The organism is Peribacillus kribbensis DSM 17871 (assembly GCF_000430765.1).
Lineage (GTDB): Bacteria > Bacillota > Bacilli > Bacillales > DSM-1321 > Paraperibacillus > Paraperibacillus kribbensis.
In genome coordinates this window covers 21,628-42,389 of record NZ_AUMQ01000044.1, presented here as the reverse complement: position 1 = coordinate 42,389, position 20,762 = coordinate 21,628, and the positions used below count along the sequence as shown (strand labels likewise).

Sequence of the window (20,762 nt, the reverse complement as noted above, 5' to 3'; positions counted from 1 at the left end):
CGAAACCGTCTTTCCACTTCCCTTCATGTGAAGGAAAGTCATATCCGGTATTAGCTCCGGTTTCCCGAAGTTATCCCGATCTTAGGGGCAGGTTGCCCACGTGTTACTCACCCGTCCGCCGCTGATCTCAGGAAGCAAGCTTCCATCGATCCGCTCGACTTGCATGTATTAGGCACGCCGCCAGCGTTCGTCCTGAGCCAGGATCAAACTCTCCGAAGAATGTTTGATGTAGCTCATAAAAGTTTAAAACTTGTTTTTGTATTTTCTCGAAAGAAAATAACGTTGGCGTCTTGTTTCGTTCAGTTTTCAAAGAGCAGTTCGTGTTGGTCAAGAATAATCAATGTCTCAACGACAACTTAATTAGTATATCATGTTCGAATGAACAAGTCAACACTTTAATTGCTTCAGAGTGAATCTGTGAAACAGCATTACTGCATTGAAGGATATCATTTTCCACAACAATGGTTATGTCGTGTATTAAATATACTATCACCCTCCAGCAGATACGTCTACCTAAAACCAGCAATTTATAATCGGTATTTTTTTCCAAATCAGTAAACCCTATTAATATAAGAAAGAACTAACACTTTCTCATGGCTTTCACGGTATTCTTCCAGCGGGCCAGCACTGATTCGGAATCCAAAAGAGATATCTGAATACCTGTTGTTATCTCCGCGTACTTGGCTTCGTCTTCCTTAAAAGCTTCCACTTTTGCGTTAAATAGCTCCAGGCTGGTCTTTTGATCCGGTAAAGCTCCCATGCTTTCCAAGGACAGACGCACATAATTAACCCTGCCTTTATAAACAGCTGCTAAAAGCGCTCGTTTATTCCGCTTGATATTTTCTGTTGTCGTGGTGCCCTGCCAGAGTGCAAGTCTTAATGTGCTTTTATCGAATGCGGTCAGCTCCCCCACGCTGATCATCGCATTGTGCGGCCACCCGTCTTCAGTGAGTGTCATTAGGAACATTGCCTCATTCTGTTTTTGTTCCAGCTGTTTTCCGTTCAGAAGCTCGAATAGTAAATCTGAAATTTTAATTTCCATGTCCAATCTTCCCTTCTTTCTTCTATTATATATGAAGGCTGACTCCTCATGCCAAGGAGTCAGCCTTGTTTCTTATCCTTATTTATTTACGTATTTAGCAGGCAGCGGCGGCACATTTTCCGCCAACGGAATATCAGCCGGGTCTACTTTAAAAGCACGGTTGTATTTTTCCGGCTTCGTAATGCTCTCCGGTTCAATTGAACGCCAGGTAAAAATACAGACGGGGCACATATAAACTTCCCATGCACCTTCTACCGGTGATTTTGCCATTAAATCTGCTTTAGATTCACAGCGTGGACAAGTATGCATCATCGAACAACTCCTCGTATCTCTTTTGTATTCATCAACTGAAAACTATTTACTGCATTAATTCCCTTAGGCGTTTTTCCCATTTATCTACATCAAGAGGTGAATCCAGCGGCTGTGAATAATGGCCTCTTGTTTCAGGTGCCAGCGGCGTAGTAGCATCCAAAATCATCTTGTGGGAAATTCCTGCTGGAGATGAACCAGGATCAAGCGGCAAAACAGACAAATCTGGAATGATGACGGCATCGTGCTTAGGGTGCATCTTGGTTGACAATGCCCACATGACCTGCGGCAGATTGAATGGATCCACGTCCTCATCGACGACAATGACCAATTTACAATACCCTAGACCATGCGGAGTAGTCATTGCACGCATGCCGACTGCTTTTGCAAAACCACCATAACGGCGCTTAGTAGAAACAATGGCGACAAGTCCATGTGTATACATAGCATTTACAGCCACGATTTCATTTGGATAGGCTTCCTTCAGCTGCTGATAAAGCGGAACACTTGTATTAACACCGATCATATAATCTGTTTCAGTCCATGGCATACCGATATACAAATGCTCAAATATTGGGTTAGCCCGGTGGTATACTCTATTGATCTTAATTATAGGCATACTGCGTCCGCCAGAATAATGGCCAGTAAACTCCCCGAAAGGTCCTTCGAATTCCCTAACACCAGCAAGAAGTTCCCCTTCAAGCACCACTTCGGCTCCCCATGGAATATCAAGGCTGGAGTCCTTGGCTTTTACGATTCGGTATGGCTCACCCTGGATCGCACCTGCCATTTCATATTCAGATTGATCATATAAAAGCGGGGTAGCAGCAGCCGTTGTAATAGCTGGTTCATTCCCCAGAGCAATAACCACCGGGAGGTTTTCACCGCGCTCCTCAGCCTGCCTTAAGTGGATGGCGATATCATGCTGTGGAACAGGCTGGATTCCCAGACGATCTTTACCTTTGACCTGCATACGATAAATCCCCACATTTTGCTTGCCAAAATGTTCAGGATCATCCAGATCGCGGGAAATGACACATGCCTTATCAATATAAAAGCCTCCGTCACCTTGATTCAAACGGAATAACGGCAGGATATCAAATAGGTTAATATCTTCTGTTATTTCCACTTCATGAAAAGGGGCTTTTTCTTCGCGCTGTACAGGCATAGGGAACTTGCTGTAACGGTCTGCGAATTCAAAAAATTGATCTTTAAGCGGTGTATTTTTCGGCATTCCCATCATAAGGGCATGGTTAGGCCATGAGCCCATGACGTTCATGGCCACACGTGCATTTGTGTATCCATAAATGTTATCAAACAGCATGGCAGGTGTCTCCTGGCCAAGCTTGCTCATTGCATTGGTTGCCGCTGCAATATCCGGCTCAGGTTTTACTTCATCATGTATGTTTAGAAGCTGTCCTTCTTGTTCGAGTTTTGTTAAAAATTCTCGAAAATCTTTATATGCCATTTAATTTTCCTCCTGTTTTTTAGATTTCATGCCTTCCCAGCGCTTCGCCTTCGTCAACTGGATGTCAAACTGATCCAGTGCCCGGACTGCGATGTGATCTACCATATCATCCAATCCTTCAGGATGATTATAGAAGGCTGGCATCGGCGGGAATATGATGGTCCCCATTCGTGAAAGCTCCAGCATATTCTGAAGATGAATGGAATTTAAAGGCGTTTCCCTTGTCATCAATAAAAGTTTTTTTCTTTCCTTGAGCATGACATCAGCCGCTCTTGTAAGCAGGTTATCAGCCATCCCCATCCGTATGGAAGCAAGCGACTTCATGCTGCACGGCGCCACAATCATTCCATCAACCCGGAAAGAACCGCTCGAAATTTTTGCCGCCTGGTCTTTATAGGAATAAACAAAATCGGCCATTTCCTCTACCTCTTTGACGGTAAAACCTGTTTCAAAAGGAATATTGGCTGTCGCCCATGACGACATGACCAGGTGGGTTTCAACATCTGTTTCTTTCAAAAGCTGAAGGATGCGGATGCCAAAAATAACACCGGTAGCTCCGGTAATCCCAACAATAAGTTTCATCTGCCCCCGCCTTTCCTGACTCTTACTGCTTATCTAGTGCCTTGCAGTGTCAGTATACACTTCGTTATTCAATCAATAAAATATATATATTTTATGCTTTACATATATTTTTCTTATGCAATATACATCCAAGGCATTTCTGCCGGCTGTTTATGCCTGGGTTAACTTTCCATTCTATTTTTATAAGCCCTTCGCTTTCCCTTCCTGCCAGGCTTTTATATAATAAGCACACCAGTTTTTTAAGGAGAATACGATGGATATCCGCCAATTACGCTATTACATTACAATAATTGAAGAAAAACAGATTACGAAGGCAGCGAGGCACCTTCATATTGCCCAGCCAGCATTAAGTCTGCAGCTTCGTCAGCTGGAGGAGGAACTTGGGGTGACCCTGATTGTACGGGAGGGAAAGCAGTGGCAGATAACCGAAGCGGGAAAAGCCCTTTATTCACGCGCTAAAACGATGCTGCAAGATGTGGATTCCATAAAAAAAGAGATATCCGAGATTAAAGAAGGAATCAGCGGAACGGTCTGCATCGGGACCTCCACGATTTGTGTATCTCATCTAGCTGAACATTTGACTAACTTCCATCGAATGTACCCGAAGGTTTATGTGAAAATCCTGAATGGCGATACACATTATCTGGAGGCATTGCTGCAGCAGAATAAAATAGATATGGCCTTGCTGCTGCTTCCTATAGAAGGAGATAACTATGAAATGATTTCCCTTAATGAAGATCCTTTCGTAGCGGTCATCCCGAGGAAATGGGAATCGCGTTTTCCTGAGAACTGCATTTCTTTGAGCGAAGTAGCCAGGCAGGACCTTTTGTTGACCAAGAGAATTTCCGGGCATGGAGTTTACGAGGATATCCTGCAGACTTTTAAGGATCACAACTTAACTCCCAGAGTGGTGATGGACGGACCTGATATTTCCACTATTCTGACCCTTGTTGCTACGGAAATGGGCATGACGATTATTCCTAAGTCTGAAATCCACCAGGCCTATGATGGAAAATTCAAAGTCTTAGAAATAGAAGAGCCCTTTATGACGGCAAAGCCGGCAGTGATATGGTTTAAGGATCGATATCTCTCAAAGGCTGCCTGTGAATTGTTAAAACTTCTGAAAGAGTAATTCTTAAGTAAAAAGCGTGGATGAGCCTCCCTGCTCTCCACCCTTTTTTGCCCATAAGGCGGCATCCCCCCCCCCCGCTTCATATGGTTTCCTTCTCTATTAGCCTGATTGTATCGTTGACCCATTTTTTTTGATTAGAAAAAATCATGAGGATTTACCTACGAAAACCACCTCATTATGAATGACATACTTTCTAATGGTGATTTAAGGGAGGGCCTTATATTATTTATCATTTCCAGTTCAGGGTACTTTTTTCAAGTACCTGCATCGTTCTACTCTTGATTAAAAACTTGGAATGCATACAGGACGGAGGTGAAGTTTAATCCAGGTCATATTCAAATAAATTTAAATAAAATTCTAAACATTATCATTATTCTTAAATAACTATTTATCTGCTTACTCCTAGTTAAAACTTTATAAATTCACAAAATATTATTTACATAATCGACAATTAAAGTTATTATAAAATAACTTAAAGGAGGAGAGATGATGGCAGAATTAAATAAACAGAAAATTGCGGATTCTGTGCCACAAAAAGGATTCTTTGGACATCCTAAAGGACTGTTCACCCTTTTCTTCACAGAATTTTGGGAGAGATTCTCCTACTACGGCATGCGCGCAATTCTCGTCTATTACTTATATTATTCAGTTTCTAAAGGCGGACTTGGCATCGACCAAGGCACTGCTCTTGCGATTGCTTCCATATATGGGTCACTCGTTTATATGTCCGGAATCATCGGCGGCTGGGTAGCTGACCGGCTTCTGGGTACTACCAAATCCGTGTTTATCGGCGGAATCTTAATTATGTTCGGGCATATCGCCTTGTCCATTCCAGGCAGCCTGGCGATGTTCTTCGTATCCATGGTCTTGATTGTCCTTGGTACAGGGATGCTAAAACCTAACGTATCCAGTGTTGTGGGACAGATTTATCCTGAAAATGACAACCGCCGTGACGCAGGTTTCAGTATTTTTTACATGGGAATCAACTCCGGTGCGTTTCTATCACCTCTGATCGTCGGGACGGTCGGTATGAATTACAGCTTCCATCTAGGTTTTCTTCTGGCAGCGATCGGAATGCTTCTGGGCTTGATTGTCTTCATGGTGACTAAAAACAAAAATCTAGGGCTTGCCGGGTCTGCTCCAGCTAACCCGCTGTCCCGTGAAGAAAGAGCATCTGCTTTCGTCAGAATCGGAGGCGGAACGGTGATCCTTGCTGCTATCATCGTAATTTTTGTGGTTACCGGCAAGTTTACCATTGGTGGATTTATTAATACCGTAGCCATTTTAGGCTTCATCATTCCGGCTCTTTATTTCATTTTCATGTATTTCAGCAAAAAAACAACCACTGTTGAACGTTCCCGTTTGATCGCTTATATTCCGTTGTTTTTAGCTGCGGTTATGTTCTGGGCCATCCAGGAACAGGGATCTACCATTCTTGCAAGCTATGCCGATAAGCGCACTCAGCTTGATTTTGCCGGCATTCATATTTCTCCTGCGTGGTTCCAGTCCCTTAATCCATTATTCATCATCGTCCTTGCACCTGTATTTGCATGGCTGTGGATCAAGCTTGGGAAACGCCAGCCTACTATTGCGCAAAAGTTCTCCCTGGGATTGTTATTCGCAGGACTATCCTTCTTGGTCATCCTTCTGCCGGCATATTTCGGCGGAGACCATTCTCTTGTGAATCCACTATGGCTCGTACTCAGCTACTTCCTGGTGGTGATCGGAGAGCTTTGCCTGTCTCCGGTAGGCCTTTCTGCTACTACTAAACTAGCTCCTGCTGCATTTTCTGCACAGACGATGAGCTTATGGTTCCTGGCAAGTGCCGCCGCTCAGGCACTGAACGCATTAGTTGTTAAGTTTTACTCTCCAGCCACTGAAATGGTGTACTTCGGAGTGATCGGTGTAGCATCCCTTGTTCTGGGGCTCATCCTGTTCGTACTCGCCCCTAAAATTCAAGATTTAATGAAGGGTATTCGATAATAATTTTACAGAGAGACATCCGGCTTTCCCGGATGTCTTTTTTTGTTTTTATACAAGGATAGTATAGCCAGTTCAGGGCAAATTATCGGAAGAACTTTGTTTAGGAGAGATGTATATGAAGAAAACCATCGCGGATCTGCTGATCGACTCTCTGCTTCAGGCAGGAGTTAAGCGGATTTATGGCATTGTCGGTGATTCGCTCAATGCTGTACTTGACTCAATAAGGCGCTCAAAAAAAATCGAGTGGATCAGTGTCCGACATGAAGAGGTTGCCGCCTTTGCTGCCGGTGCCGATTCACTCCTGAGCGGAAGCATTGCTGTCTGCGCCGGGAGCAGCGGTCCAGGGAATCTGCACCTAATCAACGGATTATACGACTGCCACAGAAGCAGGATCCCTGTCCTTGCCATCGCTGCCCATATTCCCAGCAATGAGCTCGGAAGCGAATATTTTCAGCAGACCCATCCCGAACAGCTGTTTAAGGAATGCAGCCATTTTGCCGAGGTTGTAACCCGTCCGGAGCAGATGCCTCGAATGGTGACCATCGCTTTGCAGCACGCAGTATCCAATAAAGGAGTGTCTGTTTTGGTCCTCCCTGGTGATGTAGCTGCCCTTGGAGATGATGAGACGGTACCTGAGCATGTCATGCATGTCACACAGCCTGTAATTATTCCATCCCAGGATGAATTGACAAGGCTCGCCGGTTTCCTGAATGAGGGCAAAAGAATTACCCTTTTGTGCGGGGCTGGCTGTGAGGGAGCTCACTCCCAGCTTATGGAGCTGTGTGACCGGCTTAAATCCCCCATGGTCATAGCCCTAAGGGGAAAAGAGTTCCTTGAATATGATAATCCTTATTCCGTAGGGCTCACCGGGCTGATTGGATACTCTTCCGGCTATCATGCCATGATGAACTGCGATGTTCTTTTAATGCTCGGAACTGATTTTCCATACCGCCAGTTTTTTTCAAAAAAGGCCACCACCCTCCAGGTCGATATAAGGGCTCAGCATCTCGGCCGCCGCGCATCGCTCACGATGGGTGTATGCGGAGACATAAAGCATACCGTTAATGCACTCCTGCCTCTTTTGACTGACGCCCATGATGACACTCATCTGAGAAGGCATGTTGAGGATTACAGTGAGGTACGAAAAGGGCTGAATGAACTCGCCACCGGAAAGCCGGGAAGGAAACCGATTCATCCTCAGCACCTTACAAAAGCTGTAAGCGACCTTGCCAGTGAACATGCGGTATTTACCTGTGATGTAGGAACACCGACCCTATGGGCAGCGCGTTACCTTGAAATGAATGGAAAGAGACGGCTCCTCGGCTCATTTAATCATGGGACAATGGCAAATGCCCTGCCACAGGCAATCGGTGCACAAGTCGCTGACCGCAAAAGGCAGGTCATCGCTCTATCAGGCGATGGAGGTCTCGCCATGCTGATGGGGGATTTATTGACCCTGAAGCAGCATAATCTTCCTGTGAAAGTAATCGTATTCAATAACAGCGCATTAAGCTTTGTCGAGTTAGAAATGAAAGCAGCGGGATATCTTGAAACAGGCACCGGGCTGGAAAATCCCAATTTCGCCAATGTCGCTCAGGCGATGGGAATTGAGGGCATCCGTGTTGAAGACCCAGGAGATGTAGAATCCTCCATTAAACGTGCCTTTGAAATAGATGGCCCTGTTTTGCTCGATGTCCTGGTCAACCGGCAGGAGCTTTCCCTGCCTCCAAAAATCGAATTGGAACAGGCCCACGGATTCACACTGTGGATGATCAAAGCCGTCTTGAATGGCGAGGGAAGCAAATTGATCGAGCTGGCTAAAACGAATCTGCTTCGATAATTAAAGCGATCAAGAAAACGAAAGGCGCAGATATCTGATTCCTTTCGTTTTTTGTTTGTTGTAGCAGGCTTGTCCAAGGCTGGATCCGAAAAGCTTTCAATAGTTGGAGCCATAACTTGTCCGAACCCCTTCGGACTACTTTGACAGTCAACCGGCTCTACCTGTCCGAATTCAGTCATTAAAAAAAGCCTTCGACGGCACTTTTATGCTTGCATAAAAACCCCCGAGAAAGCTAAAAAAAACAGCAGCCGCTGCTCTATTACATGAGCCGGCTGCAGTCTATTATTCACATTCATCATAAAATAAAGTGCTGCTTCTACTTCCCTTTTTTAACTTCCTCCAAAAGATTTGGGAAATTCGTGAACATTCCTGTTACTCCCCAATCAATCAGTTTTTTCATCGTTTCCTTATCATTTACAGTATATGGATGAATCCCAAGTCCAGATGAGATCACTTTTTGGACATAGTCTCTGCTTAGGTAGGTATAATTAGGGCCGATTGCTTCTGCATATTGCTTAATGTCTGATATTTGTTCATCCGTAATGACAGCATTGGATGAATAAGACAAGAGCTGAACAAGATGCAGGGATGGATCCAAATCATGGACAATCTTCAGGCTTGGCGTACTGAAGGATTGAATGAGAAGCTTGTCCTTGTTGATGTGATATTTATTGACCAGGCGCAGGAGCTCCTTTTCCATTCCTGGGTAAACTTCTGGTGACTTGGTTTCGATATAATAAGCATTATTTTTCCCGAATTTCGTGAATATTTCTTCAAGGGTTGGCACCTTCAGCCCCTCATAACCTTGAACAGCATATTGGGGATATTTTTCATTGAACCAGCTTCCGGCATCGAGTTTTTTAATTTGATCAAGGGTATAGTCTCTGACAAGACCCTTCCCATTGGTTGTCCGATCCACACTCTCATCATGCATGGCAATCAATTTGCCGTCCTTTGTCATCTGAAGATCAATTTCAATATAATCTCCGTGCATCTTTTCTCCAAGAGCATAGGAAGCCATGGTATGCTCAGGCGCATAGCCTGAAGCACCGCGGTGGGCCACATTGACAATATTTTTATACTTTTCGGATGCAGCAGCTTCCCCTCCTCCGCCAGAGGCCAAGCTGATTCCAATGGCAAGAGCTCCAATCATCGACAGCCATTTCCCTTTCATTCTATCCATCTCCTATTCTATGTATGGTACAATCATAGATTAAGGGAAGGATATTAAGCTAGCATTTCATGAAAGTAAAAGTTGCTTTTCATTGAAGTAAATTTGAAGTAAAGATTCAGTCCGTTTTGCACAGCTTTTCACAGCAGCCAGGACAGCATAATGGGGCCAAAGGGGCGGCCCTTAGTTCCAACATAAATTCTGCCGATATATTCCCCGCTAGTCCCGAGATGGAATGTCAATTAATTCAAGATTTTTCTGAAAAATGTCTTTTCGAAATAACCTAAAAGCGGTAATGTATTATGTAGGCTTTCTTACAGCAGGGATGCTCCTAACTATAAAGCTTAACAAAAATTAGCGATTTGGATGATGCCAATGAATAGCAGTAAATATAACAATCAGCTGGAGAATATCCTTCAAACCATAAAAAGCCTCGGGACTTCCCAGTTTATCCGCATAAACCTGAATGAATCAGACAGTACTGATTTCCCGACTTTATCTTCCATTTACGAGACATTGTACGAACTGGATGAGTCTTTAAGAGACTTAACCTGGCTGAACAGCCATTTGCGTATCGTCCATGATTTTGGACGGACCTGTGCACAGACCCTTGATGAGAAAGTATTAATGGAAAAAGCCTATGATCTGGTGTCGCGCGTGATGCCTACGGATGCTTTTTTCATTGCTCTAAAAGATGATTCAAGAAATGTGATTGACTTCCCCTTCATGGTTGATGAGGGAGAGATTGTGGAGCCTGATACCCTGCCTATGGATAAGGACAGTTTTACAATTAAGGTCATAAACTCTAAATCGACCCTGCATGCTAAAACTGCGGAGGAGCTCGATCAATTCAATGTGCAATTCGGGACAGGCAATCAGGGGAAAACATGCATCTTTGTGCCAATTATCATCGATGACAAAGTCAGGGGTGTCATTTCTGCACAAAGCAACCAGGAATTTGCCTACCGCAAGGAGCATGAAGAACTGCTGCAGATGATCGGAAACCAGGTGATAAGCTCCATTATCACAGCACAGCTTTATTCCAGGAATTACAAAATGTCCCTTACGGATGAAATGACCGGGCTTGGGAATTATAGGGCTTTTCATTCTGATCTGGAGACCTTCATTGCCAATAATGAACCTCTTGCTTTATTAATGATCGATACGGATGGATTAAAAGGAATCAATGATACGTATGGGCACCATGCAGGTGATCTATATATAAAAACACTGGCAGAAGGAATTGATCAGATCCGTCCTCCACATTCTACAGGGTATCGGTATTCTGGTGATGAATTCATGATTATTCTGAAGCAGCCCACTACCCAAAGCATCGTTGAATTATTTAATAATCTCCGCCGGTATATGAGCGATCATCCATTTGAAATCAATAACAGCAAAATTACTGTTGCGTTCAGCGGAGGAACCTCTCTATTTCCGTGTCAGACACTGGATGCTGAAGAATTAAAAAAGTTTGCCGATCTTTCCTTATATGAGGCAAAAAGGAATGGAAGGAATCAGGAAATGATTGTTTCAGTTGAGTGCCTTTCTACTTGATTGGCAAAGTAAAAACGGCGGTTTCTCAAGAAACGCCGTTTTTTAGGTTGAAAATCATCTATCTTCTTAAGCATCTTAAATCGTCCAGGAAAGCTTTTTGATCTTCTATCGACTGTCGAATAAACTCTCTTTGGCTTGCAAGTGATTGACGAAGGAATTCTCTTTGGGCTCTAAGGGAATCTCTTTGAAAATCAACCGTTTTTTCAATAGCTTTTTTAAGCCGGCTTCTTCTGTTCTTCATTAGATCACCTCCTTAAATATAGAAAGCTGAAAGCTCTAGTCTTCATCACCCTGTCCATGCTCTTCTTGCAGATCTTTAAAAAATCCAGAGAAAACATAAGCACCAAATCCAAGGTATTCATGGACAGGCTCAAGGGGAGCATCCCCGCTTGGAAATAGCATGTACATTCTCCATCCCTCCTTTCCTGATATAGACCTCATGGTTTACGGTCATGACCTTGAAGGGAGCCATTCTGCCAAAAAGTCTGGTAGTTCACCGTTTGATATCATAGCCGAATGTCCGTTATCCAGGAATCTAAAGGTTTTATCCCCGCTTGATACAAGTTCGGTTATTTTGCTGCTCATTGAATCCGGTACCAGCTTATCATCCTTACCTGCGACGCCAAGCAGATTGGCGGTAATATTCTTTAGATCTGCCCTTTTTTCTCTTATCATGAGAGTGCCATTGACAAGCTTATTCTCTTTTCCAATATCATTCATTAACTGCTTCATCACCGCGCCGGGAACAGGAAGTGTGCTGTTCACCCATTCGTTGAACCTCAGCCATTTCTGAACATAAGCTGGATTATCTGCTTTATTTAAAAGGGAAAGATACGGAGAGTAATAGATTGGTGAGGTAATTAGACGGATTCCAAATTGGACAGCAAACCCAGGAAGAACCTGCAAGACATCCAGAACATCATCAAAATTTGCTTTACCTTCCTTAAAGGATTGTTCCCACTGATCAAATTCGGAATGTGAGAAATCGATTGGAGTAGTGGATAGTATGATATTTTTAATTGGCTCCTCCGCAATGGCGGCATACATCGCAGTAAGTGTCCCGCCAAGACAGAAGCCGTAAAGGGTGATTTCCTTTGCTCCAGAATGCCTGAGTGCCCTTTGAACTCCTTTTTGCAAATAATCTACAACCAAATCATCTACATTTATATGTCCGTCCTCATAGCCCGGGACTCCAAAGTCCAGTAAATATACTTCCCAGCCGCCATTTGTCAGGCTTTCGATCAGACTCATTCCTGGTCCTAAATCAAGGATTACGGGCTGGTTTATAAGGGAGAATACAAGAAAAACTGGAACCTTGTATTTCTTTTCAGCCGGCCGATAGTACCATAAGGTAGCTTTATTCTTCTTCCATACTTCTTCCCTTGGAGTTACTCCCATGTCGGGAGCAGGTCCGCTTAGAGCTTCAGCTGCCAATTTCCATTTTGACGGTTTCCGTTTCTTTTTCTTCATGGTAATTCCGTCCCTGATTTAAATGGACTGGATGCCGTTATAGCCTTAATAAGGTCATCAATCCTTTTTTCTTTATCCATTTTTATATCTGTAATGGACTTTTTTTTCTTCTTTTTCCTGATGTTTTTTTTCATCTCTAAAAGAATTTCTTCTAGATGGTCGATTTTCTCCTCCATCTGAACCTGCATTCGAGCGACATTTGCGACATCCCTTTTTGTCGGGATATTTCCGATGACAGACATCATTTCCATTAATTCCTGCAGTTTTTTTGCTTCTTTCGCTGCAGCATTCGATTCTAGGCTTGCCTTTTCAATTAATTCTCGGCTATTTAGCCATTTTTGAATTTTCTCATTTAACTCTGCCTCTAATTTGGTTCCCTTTTTTTTAAGCACCTTCAACAATTCATCTTCTGATTTCTTTTTCCCCATAAGTACTCTCCTTTCCTGTTCATTTTACGCCTGAGCAGTTATGCCCCCATCTATATTTAGAATCTGCCCCGTCATATAATCGGACGCATTTGAGGCTAAAAAGACCGCAGCTCCTTTAAGGTCTGAGTCCCCCCCAAAGCGCCCTGCAGGCACGCCCTTCAAAAATGAACTCTGCAATACTTTACTCGTTATCTTGGTCGGAAAAAAACCAGGGGCAATGGCGTTCACTTGAATGCCATACTTAGCCAATTTAAGGGCAAGATCCTTAGTGAATGTAATAACGGCACCTTTGCTAGTGTTATAAGCCAAAGCTTCCATCACCTCCGGCGGTGTCCCCCCATGTCCGGCAATCGATGCGATATTAATAATTTTCCCCGACGACTGCTTGAGCATTTCCCTAACAGCAGCCTGCGAAAATAAAAAGGTGCCGTTCACATTTACATCCATGACCATCTTCCACTTATCTTCCGGATAATCAACAACGGGAGAAATCCATGAAATCCCACTGTTATTCACAAGAATATCGATTTTGCCAAAGGCTTTTATGGTTTCATCTATAACATTTTGAATCTCTTCTTTTTTGGTAATATCACAGGAAAATGCCAGAATATTAACACCCTGTTCTTTTAATTGCGTGCATACTTCATTGCAGGCAGCTAAGTTTCGTGAACAAACCACAATATTGGCGCCAGCCTCGGCAAGCCCTTCCGCGATCTGCTTTCCCAGCCCCCGCCCGCCGCCGGTTACAATAGCCGTTTTACTGGTTAAATCAAAAAGTTTATTTTCCATAAGGGCTCCTTATCATTCAATAGAATCGTTCATTGCTTTCTACTAAAATATGTCCTTCCATCCAAAAGGCAACGGACAAGTGTGTAACTTTAGACAAATTTCATAAAAAGGCCATAGTCAATAATCTTCAGTTTTCCCTTTTTATCCAGCGCAGTATTCACTGGCCGCAAGTCTACGGGTAAAATCCCTTGAGAAAAGAATCTTGCATGCAGGTTTATCAGTTTATTAAAGTTTTGTAGGGTTGGAGGGAGTTTGTCATCCATCTTCTTCATTACAATCCACCCATTTCCATGCTCTTTCACAGGACAGAGATATTTCTTAACGCTTGGATGACAGTCAGTGTATAGAGAGTGTTCATTCTTGTTGCTCAATAGTCCAACTTCTGATAATGCTATCTTTAATACATGCCCATTTCCAAGATCGAAGACAATGCGGTTCAGTCCCTGCCCAAGGATACGGTAAGAATGGCTGAACATATTCTTGATATAAGTTATTTTTTGGTTCTGAGTATGCAAAGAATAGCGGTTTAACTTTTTGATCCAGGTTTCAATAGACGTTACTTCTTCATGTGTTAAGAAGCTGCTTTTTGTGATCCTCTGGCTTATACTGTCCTTGCCCACCGTTAATGCTCCTTTCTTATGAATCATCTTCTTTCTATCCGCATTTTCAAGCCGCCCTTAGGCCTAAGCGTAATGGAAGGAAAAGGCTTCACGATCTGACCTTCGGGAAGAATGACTTTAAAATGCTGGAGTATGGAGGCGAGTACAAGTACAGCTTCCATAAGTGCAAAATGATTCCCTATGCAGACCCTTGGTCCGCCCCCAAAGGGGAAATAAGCAAAGGCAGGAATCGTTCTTAGATAGTTATTGTCAAACCTCTCAGGCCTAAAAGTCTCTGGTTCCGGAAAATATTCGCTTTTTCGATGCATAACATATTGACTTGCCAGCACCATATCGCCTTTTTTGAACGTATAGCCATTAATTTCAACATCTTTATCAACCTTACGGCCTGCCACAAAACCTGGCGGGAACAATCGCAAGGATTCCCAGACAACATTCTGGGTATATACCAGCTTCATAAAATCCTCTGGCCTAGGGTCCCTGCCGCCAATCACTTCGTCAATCTCACGGTGCACTTTTGCTTCTGCCTCCGGATTCCGAGACAGCAGATAGAGTGTCCAGGAAAGCGCATTAGCGGTCGTTTCATGTCCGGCAAGGAAGATCGTCATCAGTTCGTCACGCACCTGTTCGTCTGTCATACCAAGACCATCCTCAGATCTGGCGTCCAGTAAGATCCCCAGCATATCATTTCTGCTTCCCGCATCCTGTCTTCGTTCCCCAATCAGACTATAAAGAACCTCATCAAGGGTCTGTATCGCTTTTTTATAGTTTCTGTTGTTTTTTGTCGGGACCCATAACGGAGGCTTAATAAGGCCTCTCATACTCTTAATGGCCATTCGCATTGAGGTTTCAATCGAATTGCCAATATGATCGTATCCACCCTGGAAATCCTTGCTGAACATGGTTTTCGATACAATAGCGAGTGTAATATCCATCATATCGTGATTGATAATTCGCTCCTCTCCTTCCTTCCAGGCTGAAGCATAGCTTTTAGTGATGTCAATCATATCCTGGCCGTACTGCATGATTTCAGTCTTTTTAAAAGAAGGCTGTATTAATCTTCTCTGCCGCATGTGAAACTCTTTCTCGCTGGTGAGCAAACCTTCCCCCAGCAAAGGCTTTAATGATTCGAAATCCTGCGATTTAACAAAATACTTTTGCTTAGTGACCAATACTTCTTTAATCATTTCAGGGTCTGAAATGAGATACACCTTTTGAAATGGCCCAAAACGGAATTTGGCTACCGGTCCGTAAGATTCGGCCAGACCTGCCATAAAACCAAGCGGATCTGCCGAGAACATCTTGGTATGGCCGGTGAAAAGTTTCCCCTTCGGCCCTTGTGCCTTTTTATTCTTAGTCAAGCGAACATTCCCTCCCGATATAATAGTCTTCTATACTATATGGATAGGATTTATTAACGCTTGTACTCTATAATGAAAAAATGATTCAAAGGCCAAATTCCGCAAGAGCCCTCTTTTCCTGGTAGGAAATAGGAATAAAAACCACTTCCTCTTTTTTAGCTGCACCAAGATTCAAGCTCAGCTCAATCAATAGATAGAACTTCCCGCCAATCCTGACCACAAAAGAATCATTTATATTTACAACTTCCAACTATCACTACCTCCATCATCATCGAAATAGATCTTTCCCCGGGTTGGCTGCTAAAGAGACAAGACTGCCTTTGATTATCGGTTAGGATATAAAAATGCTAAAGAATATTTATTCTTGATAAAATTAAGCAGGGATATGCTCATTGCTTTAATCGGGTAAGGTGAAGTAAAACATGTTTATTCACAGCATATGGATTTTCAATTTGTATAAAGTGTCCTATATTATTGATAACCTGCACATCTGCATGAAGAAGACTTTCAATTTTTAGCTTGAATGCAAATTTCAGAGGAACGTACGGATCAAGTTCCCCCCATAGGATTGTTACCGGACATTTGATGGCTTTCAATTTTCCCTGGTAAAGCTGAACATCTTCCTTGTTCATTGAACGATAAAGTTCTAATATCACCCTGCTTGTATCTTCATTACGGAAGACCTGGTAAAAATCCAAGAGAGTCTCATCATCAATATTAGGTATCGATTTTTTTGTTTCTGCATGAAAACCCATAAAGTCTTCCATTTGCTTCATTACCTTTTCCCCTGTTAAGGGGGTCCTCCACAGCTGCGCCAGCTTATGCCATACATAATCAGTAGAAATAGTGGAGTTCGAGACCATCAGACTTCGAACGCGTTCAGGAAAGTCACACGCCCACCTTAATCCAATTAGTCCTCCCCAATCGTGGACTATTAAATGAAAATCCTCCAAATTCATATGGGCTGTAAACTCTGTAATAAACTCTGTATATCGTTCCCAAGTGGAAGCTTCTTCAAAGGGTTCACTCTGCCCAAATCCGGGAAGATCAGGCGCGATCGCTCTAAACCCGCAGGAAACAATCTCTGGTATCATTTCCTTCCATACAAGACTTGTTTCTGGCACGCCATGAACCAAAAAGACTGCAGGATCATTTTCATTCCCTGCCTCTAAATAGGCGACCTTCCTCCCATTTAGCAGTACATCTTTTTTTTTCATTCCAGGTCCCCCTCTAAAGTAAATTTACAAAACTTGTCCATATTTATATATGCTTTTCCAATTAGTTTGATTGGGTTATACCGGAATTTAAATGCTGCGCTTAAAAGCTATATGAAACAAAAAAGGCACCTTCTTAAAGAAAGGTGCCTTTAACTTATATATCCTCTAAAATATTTTCTGTTTGTTCTTTTTCTTTGAAGGTCAGGACCTCTTCTACCCGCTCGTAAGAGGATCCGTAAAACTCTTGGTCTCTATAAGTATGGATCAACTTATACGTTTTTTTCATTGCTTCATAAATCTCTTCTTCAGATTCATTATTTGGTGCCCAATAAAGGATTTCCATTTCATTGATTTCATTCGTTGCGAGAGATCTTCTTCTGTACCCAATCGAGGAAGCATGAGTGAAGTCTTCCCGCTTGTAAAATCTCAGCCTTTTCTCCGTATCGGTTTCCTCGTAATTAACCGGCTCGACTTCAAGAATGATGGGCTTCCCCTTTTCCTTCATTTTTTCGATCAGCTTGTGGCCAAGCCCCTGTCCCCTGGCATCCTTAGAAACAAACAGATAGTCGATAAAGACAAAATTATCGAGTTCCGCATACATCAGCACATGATTCGGGCCCTCATCCTTGTGATAAATATCGGAACGCTCCTCAAGCAGCGTCTCCATGTGTTCTTTTGATTTCATTTCTTCGATCGGGAAGTACTTATTTAATTTCTCATACCAGTGCATCCAACTAACTCCTTTTTGTCTTCCTATTAGTCATTATGATTTCACTATGTTCTCTTACCCTTATTTTTAGAACTTAATAATGGAAGTATCTGCTTTTTTTATGATTGGCATGCATGTATAAATGAAGCTTATGCCGCGCCAGGGCTGTTTATTTCCGTTCCAGACACTTCGCTTTCCGCGGGGCGGGCGGTGAGCCTCCTCGGCTTCGCCTGCGGGGTCTCACCTGTCCCGCTAATTCCGCAGGAGTCTTCGTGCCTGGACCGTAGATCAACAGGTTTTCTCCATTAGATCGTGCGTTACCGAAACATGTAAAAAAATAATAAAGATTCTTTCAAAAACTCTACCTTAAAAAAATTAAAGGGTTAAATTGTAAAAATCCCTTTGTTCACAAGGAACAGCTTTATTCAGATTTCCCCCAAAAGTCATAGATAGCGGTTCGGAGGATTTGGTCCAGTTCTTTCTTTTTTTTGCCTGCGATCCATTCAGCTTGGTCGATCGGGAGGGTGAGGTTGAGTTTAACTTTTACCTGGGGCATTTCCACCTTCCGGATTTCTTCAATGGTCAGGTCTTGGTCGATCCGCGGGAAGCTGGTTTCATTTTCATTTACAATCATGACATCAGGATATTCATTGGCATCATCTATATAGGTATACAGACTTAATTGAGGCAGCCCACCCGGTATTGGCTGTATATGCATGATGGAATTAAATACTCTTCCATCCTCAAGCTCGATTTCCAAAATAAGGTTTTCTTCCTTTTTGTATCTTTCCTGCGTGATTTCAGTGACAATCATATCAAGGATCAGGCTCCATCCGGCACTTGCTTCAAGAATATATAAGACACTGTTAAATATATATATATCTTCACCATCAATTTTTACAGTTTTCACCTTAGTCATATCTACAATCCTCTCCTGAAGGTCTTGAAGAAGGAAAATATTCTTTACGGATAACCAATTCAACTTTTATTTTAGTACCTAAAGGTCTTTTTATAAAGACTCTTTATACCATTTTTCCATCTTTGTCTATTTCTTTCTTCATCTATTCAACTAGTAATGCGTGTCCATTCTTTTCCACTAAAATCCTAATGCTGAAACGATAGTTGCAATGTACAATATATTGATATAGTGCATCTGTACTACATATTTTTTTGCACAGAGTTTTCCAAAGGCAAGATTTTTTGGTTGAAGGGGATAGGAATATGAAAAAGCTGACAGCCCTTCTGTTAGGCTTCCTGGTGTTTCAAGCATCAGCCCATACTGCGCTTGGCGCACAAATGGTTATAGTGAACAAAGCTCACAATGAGCTCGCCTTTTATGATCAAAACAAATTGGTCAGGACTTTCAAAGTGGCTACAGGGAGAGATAATTCCCTCACACCTCAAGGTGCCTTTAAGATTGTTACTAAAATTAAGGATCGTCCTTATTATACAGGCCATATCGCGGGAGGAGATCCACGCAATCCTCTTGGGACCCGCTGGCTGGGCATAGATGCGAATGGGACCGATGGGAACCATTATGCCATTCACGGAAATAACAACCCAGCATCAATTGGAACGTACGCATCAAGCGGCTGTGTAAGAATGCTCAATAATGAAATTGAATGGCTGTTTGATCAGGTATCTATAAAAACACCTGTGGTGATTACTTATACTTCACAGACCTTTGATCAGATTGCAGACCAAAACGGATATTACATCTCAACCTGGACCCTGCTGAAAAAGGGGTCAAAAGGAGAAGCAGTGAAACACCTGCAGGCACGCCTGACTTCTCTCGGGTATTCAACAAAAGGAACCGATGGAATTTATGGAGAGAACACGGTGCTGGCAGTTAAAGCATTTCAGTCCAGCCATCATCTGAATGCGGACGGCGTAACAGGTTCTCTTACAAAGAAAGCTCTAGGCCAATTATAAAAAACTAAAGAAGGGGCTGTCCAATAAGTCCCTAAATCAAGCAGGTGGAGAAAAACTAACGTTATTCTCCACCTGTTTTTTGTTTGTCTGTTTTCTCCATTCGTTTTTTGTGCCCGCTTATGCCGCCCTGACGGATACATAGACGGAAAATATCCGCTTAATTCGTAATTAGTATGAAAAAAGCTGGTTATTTAAAATGGAATATGTCGGTTACTATGAGGAGTTTTACTTTTTTCATTTTCAGTACATATTTTAAAAAAGCACCTCAAAACAGGACTTATTAAAATGCCCGCTAAAAAACTATCATATTTTCCTTCAAAACTGAATGTAATAGATATAGAAAATCTATTAAGACTGGAGGCGGGCAAACATGGGCCGTATCAGGGTCACTCATCCCATTATGTTAGTGTTTTTAGGCATTACTATTATTCTCGAATGCTTCTTCATCCATTTTTATTTTTACGGAGGTGTGCATGTTATTCTGGCAAAAATATACCTGTCCCTCTCTGCCGCCCTCGGCATTTTCCTCGGAACCTATTGCCTTATAAAATACCGTGAAGAAATGATTTCCTTTCTATTATCAGGCATTTCCCTCCTTCTCGGTACAGCCCTCCTTTGCATCTTTGCCCTGGAGGCTGCCCTGTCCGCAACTACTTAAAAGCATTCTACGAAATCAATCAGCGTTTCTTGATTTTCGATAAAAGAAACCCTCAGAATATCTCTATAAAAGAGTAAAATAGAGGTTTTTGACGGGAATTTGGCGATAAAAAGAGCCTTTCTCTTGAAGGATTCCTTAAGGGATGCGTGGAATTTGATAGGCATAGGGAACAAAGACCCTCGATTCTTTTGGAAAGGTAGTGAAAGTATGTATCATCTGAAACTGCGTACCAAAAATCGTGCCAAAGCTCCTTCATCCAGCCGCAAAGAGGCGGTTCTAAAGGGAATCCTTGAATTCTTCCGCGAAGGTCAAAAATCGATTCTTGTGTCCGAACCCGCTGCTGGCTCACTGACAAACCGTCCAATCCGAACACTTCTTGAGGGTCTTAAGGTGAAATTTGAAGCATACTCTCCGGCTGGCCTATTGTTCCTAGGTCCAGGCGATACATGGGCAACTTCAATGGGGAGAGGAGTGGTAGCCGTATAAAGCAGGCC

Annotated in this window: 23 protein-coding genes and 1 rRNA gene; 7 read left to right on the top strand and 17 right to left on the bottom strand. The window is 42.8% G+C overall.

Features of this window, described 5'->3' with window-relative positions; all coding sequences use genetic code 11:
• The 5 genes from H539_RS0110030 to H539_RS0110010 form a co-directional block, all read right to left on the bottom strand.
• A 16S ribosomal RNA gene (locus H539_RS0110030) occupies positions 1-219 on the bottom strand; the annotation flags it as partial.
• Between the two features lie 361 nt (positions 220-580).
• On the bottom strand, positions 581-1,042 hold the full coding sequence (locus H539_RS0110025) for a pyridoxamine 5'-phosphate oxidase family protein (protein WP_026693412.1): 462 nt from the start codon (positions 1,040-1,042) through the stop codon (positions 581-583).
• Between the two features lie 78 nt (positions 1,043-1,120).
• Positions 1,121-1,351, bottom strand: a complete 231-nt coding sequence (locus H539_RS0110020; protein ID WP_026693411.1) for a non-oxidative hydroxyarylic acid decarboxylases subunit D — start codon at positions 1,349-1,351, stop codon at positions 1,121-1,123.
• Positions 1,352-1,400: 49 nt separating this feature from the next.
• Positions 1,401-2,819, bottom strand: a complete 1,419-nt coding sequence (locus H539_RS0110015) for a non-oxidative hydroxyarylic acid decarboxylases subunit C (RefSeq protein WP_026693410.1) — start codon at positions 2,817-2,819, stop codon at positions 1,401-1,403.
• Positions 2,820-3,401, bottom strand: coding sequence for a non-oxidative hydroxyarylic acid decarboxylases subunit B (locus H539_RS0110010; RefSeq protein ID WP_026693409.1), 582 nt, complete (start codon positions 3,399-3,401; stop codon positions 2,820-2,822).
• Positions 3,402-3,654: 253 nt separating this feature from the next.
• Between H539_RS0110010 and H539_RS0110005 the strand changes: the two genes are divergently transcribed.
• The 3 genes from H539_RS0110005 (at position 3,655) to poxB (ending at position 8,356) form a co-directional block, all read left to right on the top strand.
• Entirely contained in the window at positions 3,655-4,533 is an 879-nt protein-coding gene (locus H539_RS0110005; protein ID WP_026693408.1) for a LysR family transcriptional regulator, read from the top strand.
• A 489-nt stretch (positions 4,534-5,022) separates the two neighbouring features.
• Positions 5,023-6,516 carry a peptide MFS transporter gene (locus H539_RS0110000; protein WP_026693407.1) on the top strand — a complete coding sequence of 498 codons (1,494 nt, stop codon included), beginning with the start codon at positions 5,023-5,025 and terminating at the stop codon, positions 6,514-6,516.
• Positions 6,517-6,631: 115 nt separating this feature from the next.
• Positions 6,632-8,356 (top strand): ubiquinone-dependent pyruvate dehydrogenase, encoded by a 1,725-nt coding sequence (poxB, locus tag H539_RS0109995; RefSeq protein WP_026693406.1) that lies wholly within the window; start codon positions 6,632-6,634, stop codon positions 8,354-8,356.
• Between the two features lie 316 nt (positions 8,357-8,672).
• Here the strand turns inward: poxB and H539_RS0109990 are convergent, their stop codons facing one another.
• Positions 8,673-9,530, bottom strand: coding sequence for a glycerophosphodiester phosphodiesterase (locus H539_RS0109990; protein ID WP_026693405.1), 858 nt, complete (start codon positions 9,528-9,530; stop codon positions 8,673-8,675).
• Between the two features lie 372 nt (positions 9,531-9,902).
• Between H539_RS0109990 and H539_RS28280 the strand changes: the two genes are divergently transcribed.
• Positions 9,903-11,084 (top strand): sensor domain-containing diguanylate cyclase, encoded by a 1,182-nt coding sequence (locus H539_RS28280; protein WP_051348532.1) that lies wholly within the window; start codon positions 9,903-9,905, stop codon positions 11,082-11,084.
• Between the two features lie 58 nt (positions 11,085-11,142).
• On the opposite strand, the gene H539_RS0109980 is transcribed toward H539_RS28280, so the two are convergent.
• The 11 genes from H539_RS0109980 to H539_RS0109930 form a co-directional block, all read right to left on the bottom strand.
• A complete protein-coding gene (locus H539_RS0109980; RefSeq protein WP_026693404.1) occupies positions 11,143-11,325 on the bottom strand; it encodes a hypothetical protein in 183 nt (60 codons plus the stop codon).
• Positions 11,326-11,360: 35 nt separating this feature from the next.
• Entirely contained in the window at positions 11,361-11,492 is a 132-nt protein-coding gene (locus tag H539_RS33090; protein WP_281171411.1) for a hypothetical protein, read from the bottom strand.
• Between the two features lie 42 nt (positions 11,493-11,534).
• Positions 11,535-12,554, bottom strand: a complete 1,020-nt coding sequence (locus tag H539_RS0109970) for an alpha/beta fold hydrolase (RefSeq protein WP_081415840.1) — start codon at positions 12,552-12,554, stop codon at positions 11,535-11,537.
• The gene (locus H539_RS0109965; RefSeq protein ID WP_026693402.1) at positions 12,551-12,982 is read right to left on the bottom strand and encodes a hypothetical protein; all 432 of its coding nucleotides are present in this window, start codon (positions 12,980-12,982) and stop codon (positions 12,551-12,553) included. Before H539_RS0109965 ends, H539_RS0109970 begins: the two co-directional genes overlap by 4 nt.
• 24 nt (positions 12,983-13,006) lie before the next feature.
• Complete coding sequence (locus H539_RS0109960) at positions 13,007-13,771, bottom strand: SDR family oxidoreductase (RefSeq protein ID WP_026693401.1); 765 nt, start codon at positions 13,769-13,771, stop codon at positions 13,007-13,009.
• Between the two features lie 89 nt (positions 13,772-13,860).
• Positions 13,861-14,391: a protein kinase family protein gene (locus tag H539_RS0109955; RefSeq protein ID WP_155889995.1), complete on the bottom strand. Its 531-nt coding sequence runs from the start codon at positions 14,389-14,391 to the stop codon at positions 13,861-13,863.
• Positions 14,392-14,414: 23 nt separating this feature from the next.
• Entirely contained in the window at positions 14,415-15,752 is a 1,338-nt protein-coding gene (locus H539_RS0109950) for a cytochrome P450 (RefSeq protein WP_026693399.1), read from the bottom strand.
• A gap of 85 nt (positions 15,753-15,837) precedes the next feature.
• Positions 15,838-16,002, bottom strand: coding sequence for a hypothetical protein (locus H539_RS31445; protein ID WP_155889993.1), 165 nt, complete (start codon positions 16,000-16,002; stop codon positions 15,838-15,840).
• A gap of 139 nt (positions 16,003-16,141) precedes the next feature.
• Complete coding sequence (locus H539_RS0109940) at positions 16,142-16,969, bottom strand: alpha/beta fold hydrolase (protein ID WP_026693398.1); 828 nt, start codon at positions 16,967-16,969, stop codon at positions 16,142-16,144.
• A gap of 154 nt (positions 16,970-17,123) precedes the next feature.
• On the bottom strand, positions 17,124-17,699 hold the full coding sequence (locus H539_RS0109935) for a GNAT family N-acetyltransferase (protein WP_026693397.1): 576 nt from the start codon (positions 17,697-17,699) through the stop codon (positions 17,124-17,126).
• A 400-nt stretch (positions 17,700-18,099) separates the two neighbouring features.
• Positions 18,100-18,597, bottom strand: a complete 498-nt coding sequence (locus tag H539_RS0109930) for a hypothetical protein (protein ID WP_026693396.1) — start codon at positions 18,595-18,597, stop codon at positions 18,100-18,102.
• 302 nt (positions 18,598-18,899) lie between these two features.
• Here H539_RS0109930 and H539_RS28275 point away from each other — a divergent pair, with 302 nt between their 5' ends.
• From H539_RS28275 to H539_RS31440, 3 genes are all read left to right on the top strand, one after another.
• Positions 18,900-19,610, top strand: coding sequence for a L,D-transpeptidase family protein (locus H539_RS28275; protein WP_035322308.1), 711 nt, complete (start codon positions 18,900-18,902; stop codon positions 19,608-19,610).
• A gap of 370 nt (positions 19,611-19,980) precedes the next feature.
• The gene (locus tag H539_RS0109920) at positions 19,981-20,268 is read left to right on the top strand and encodes a hypothetical protein (RefSeq protein ID WP_026693395.1); all 288 of its coding nucleotides are present in this window, start codon (positions 19,981-19,983) and stop codon (positions 20,266-20,268) included.
• A gap of 207 nt (positions 20,269-20,475) precedes the next feature.
• Positions 20,476-20,754, top strand: a complete 279-nt coding sequence (locus H539_RS31440; protein ID WP_026693394.1) for a hypothetical protein — start codon at positions 20,476-20,478, stop codon at positions 20,752-20,754.
• Positions 20,755-20,762 lie beyond the last annotated feature (8 nt).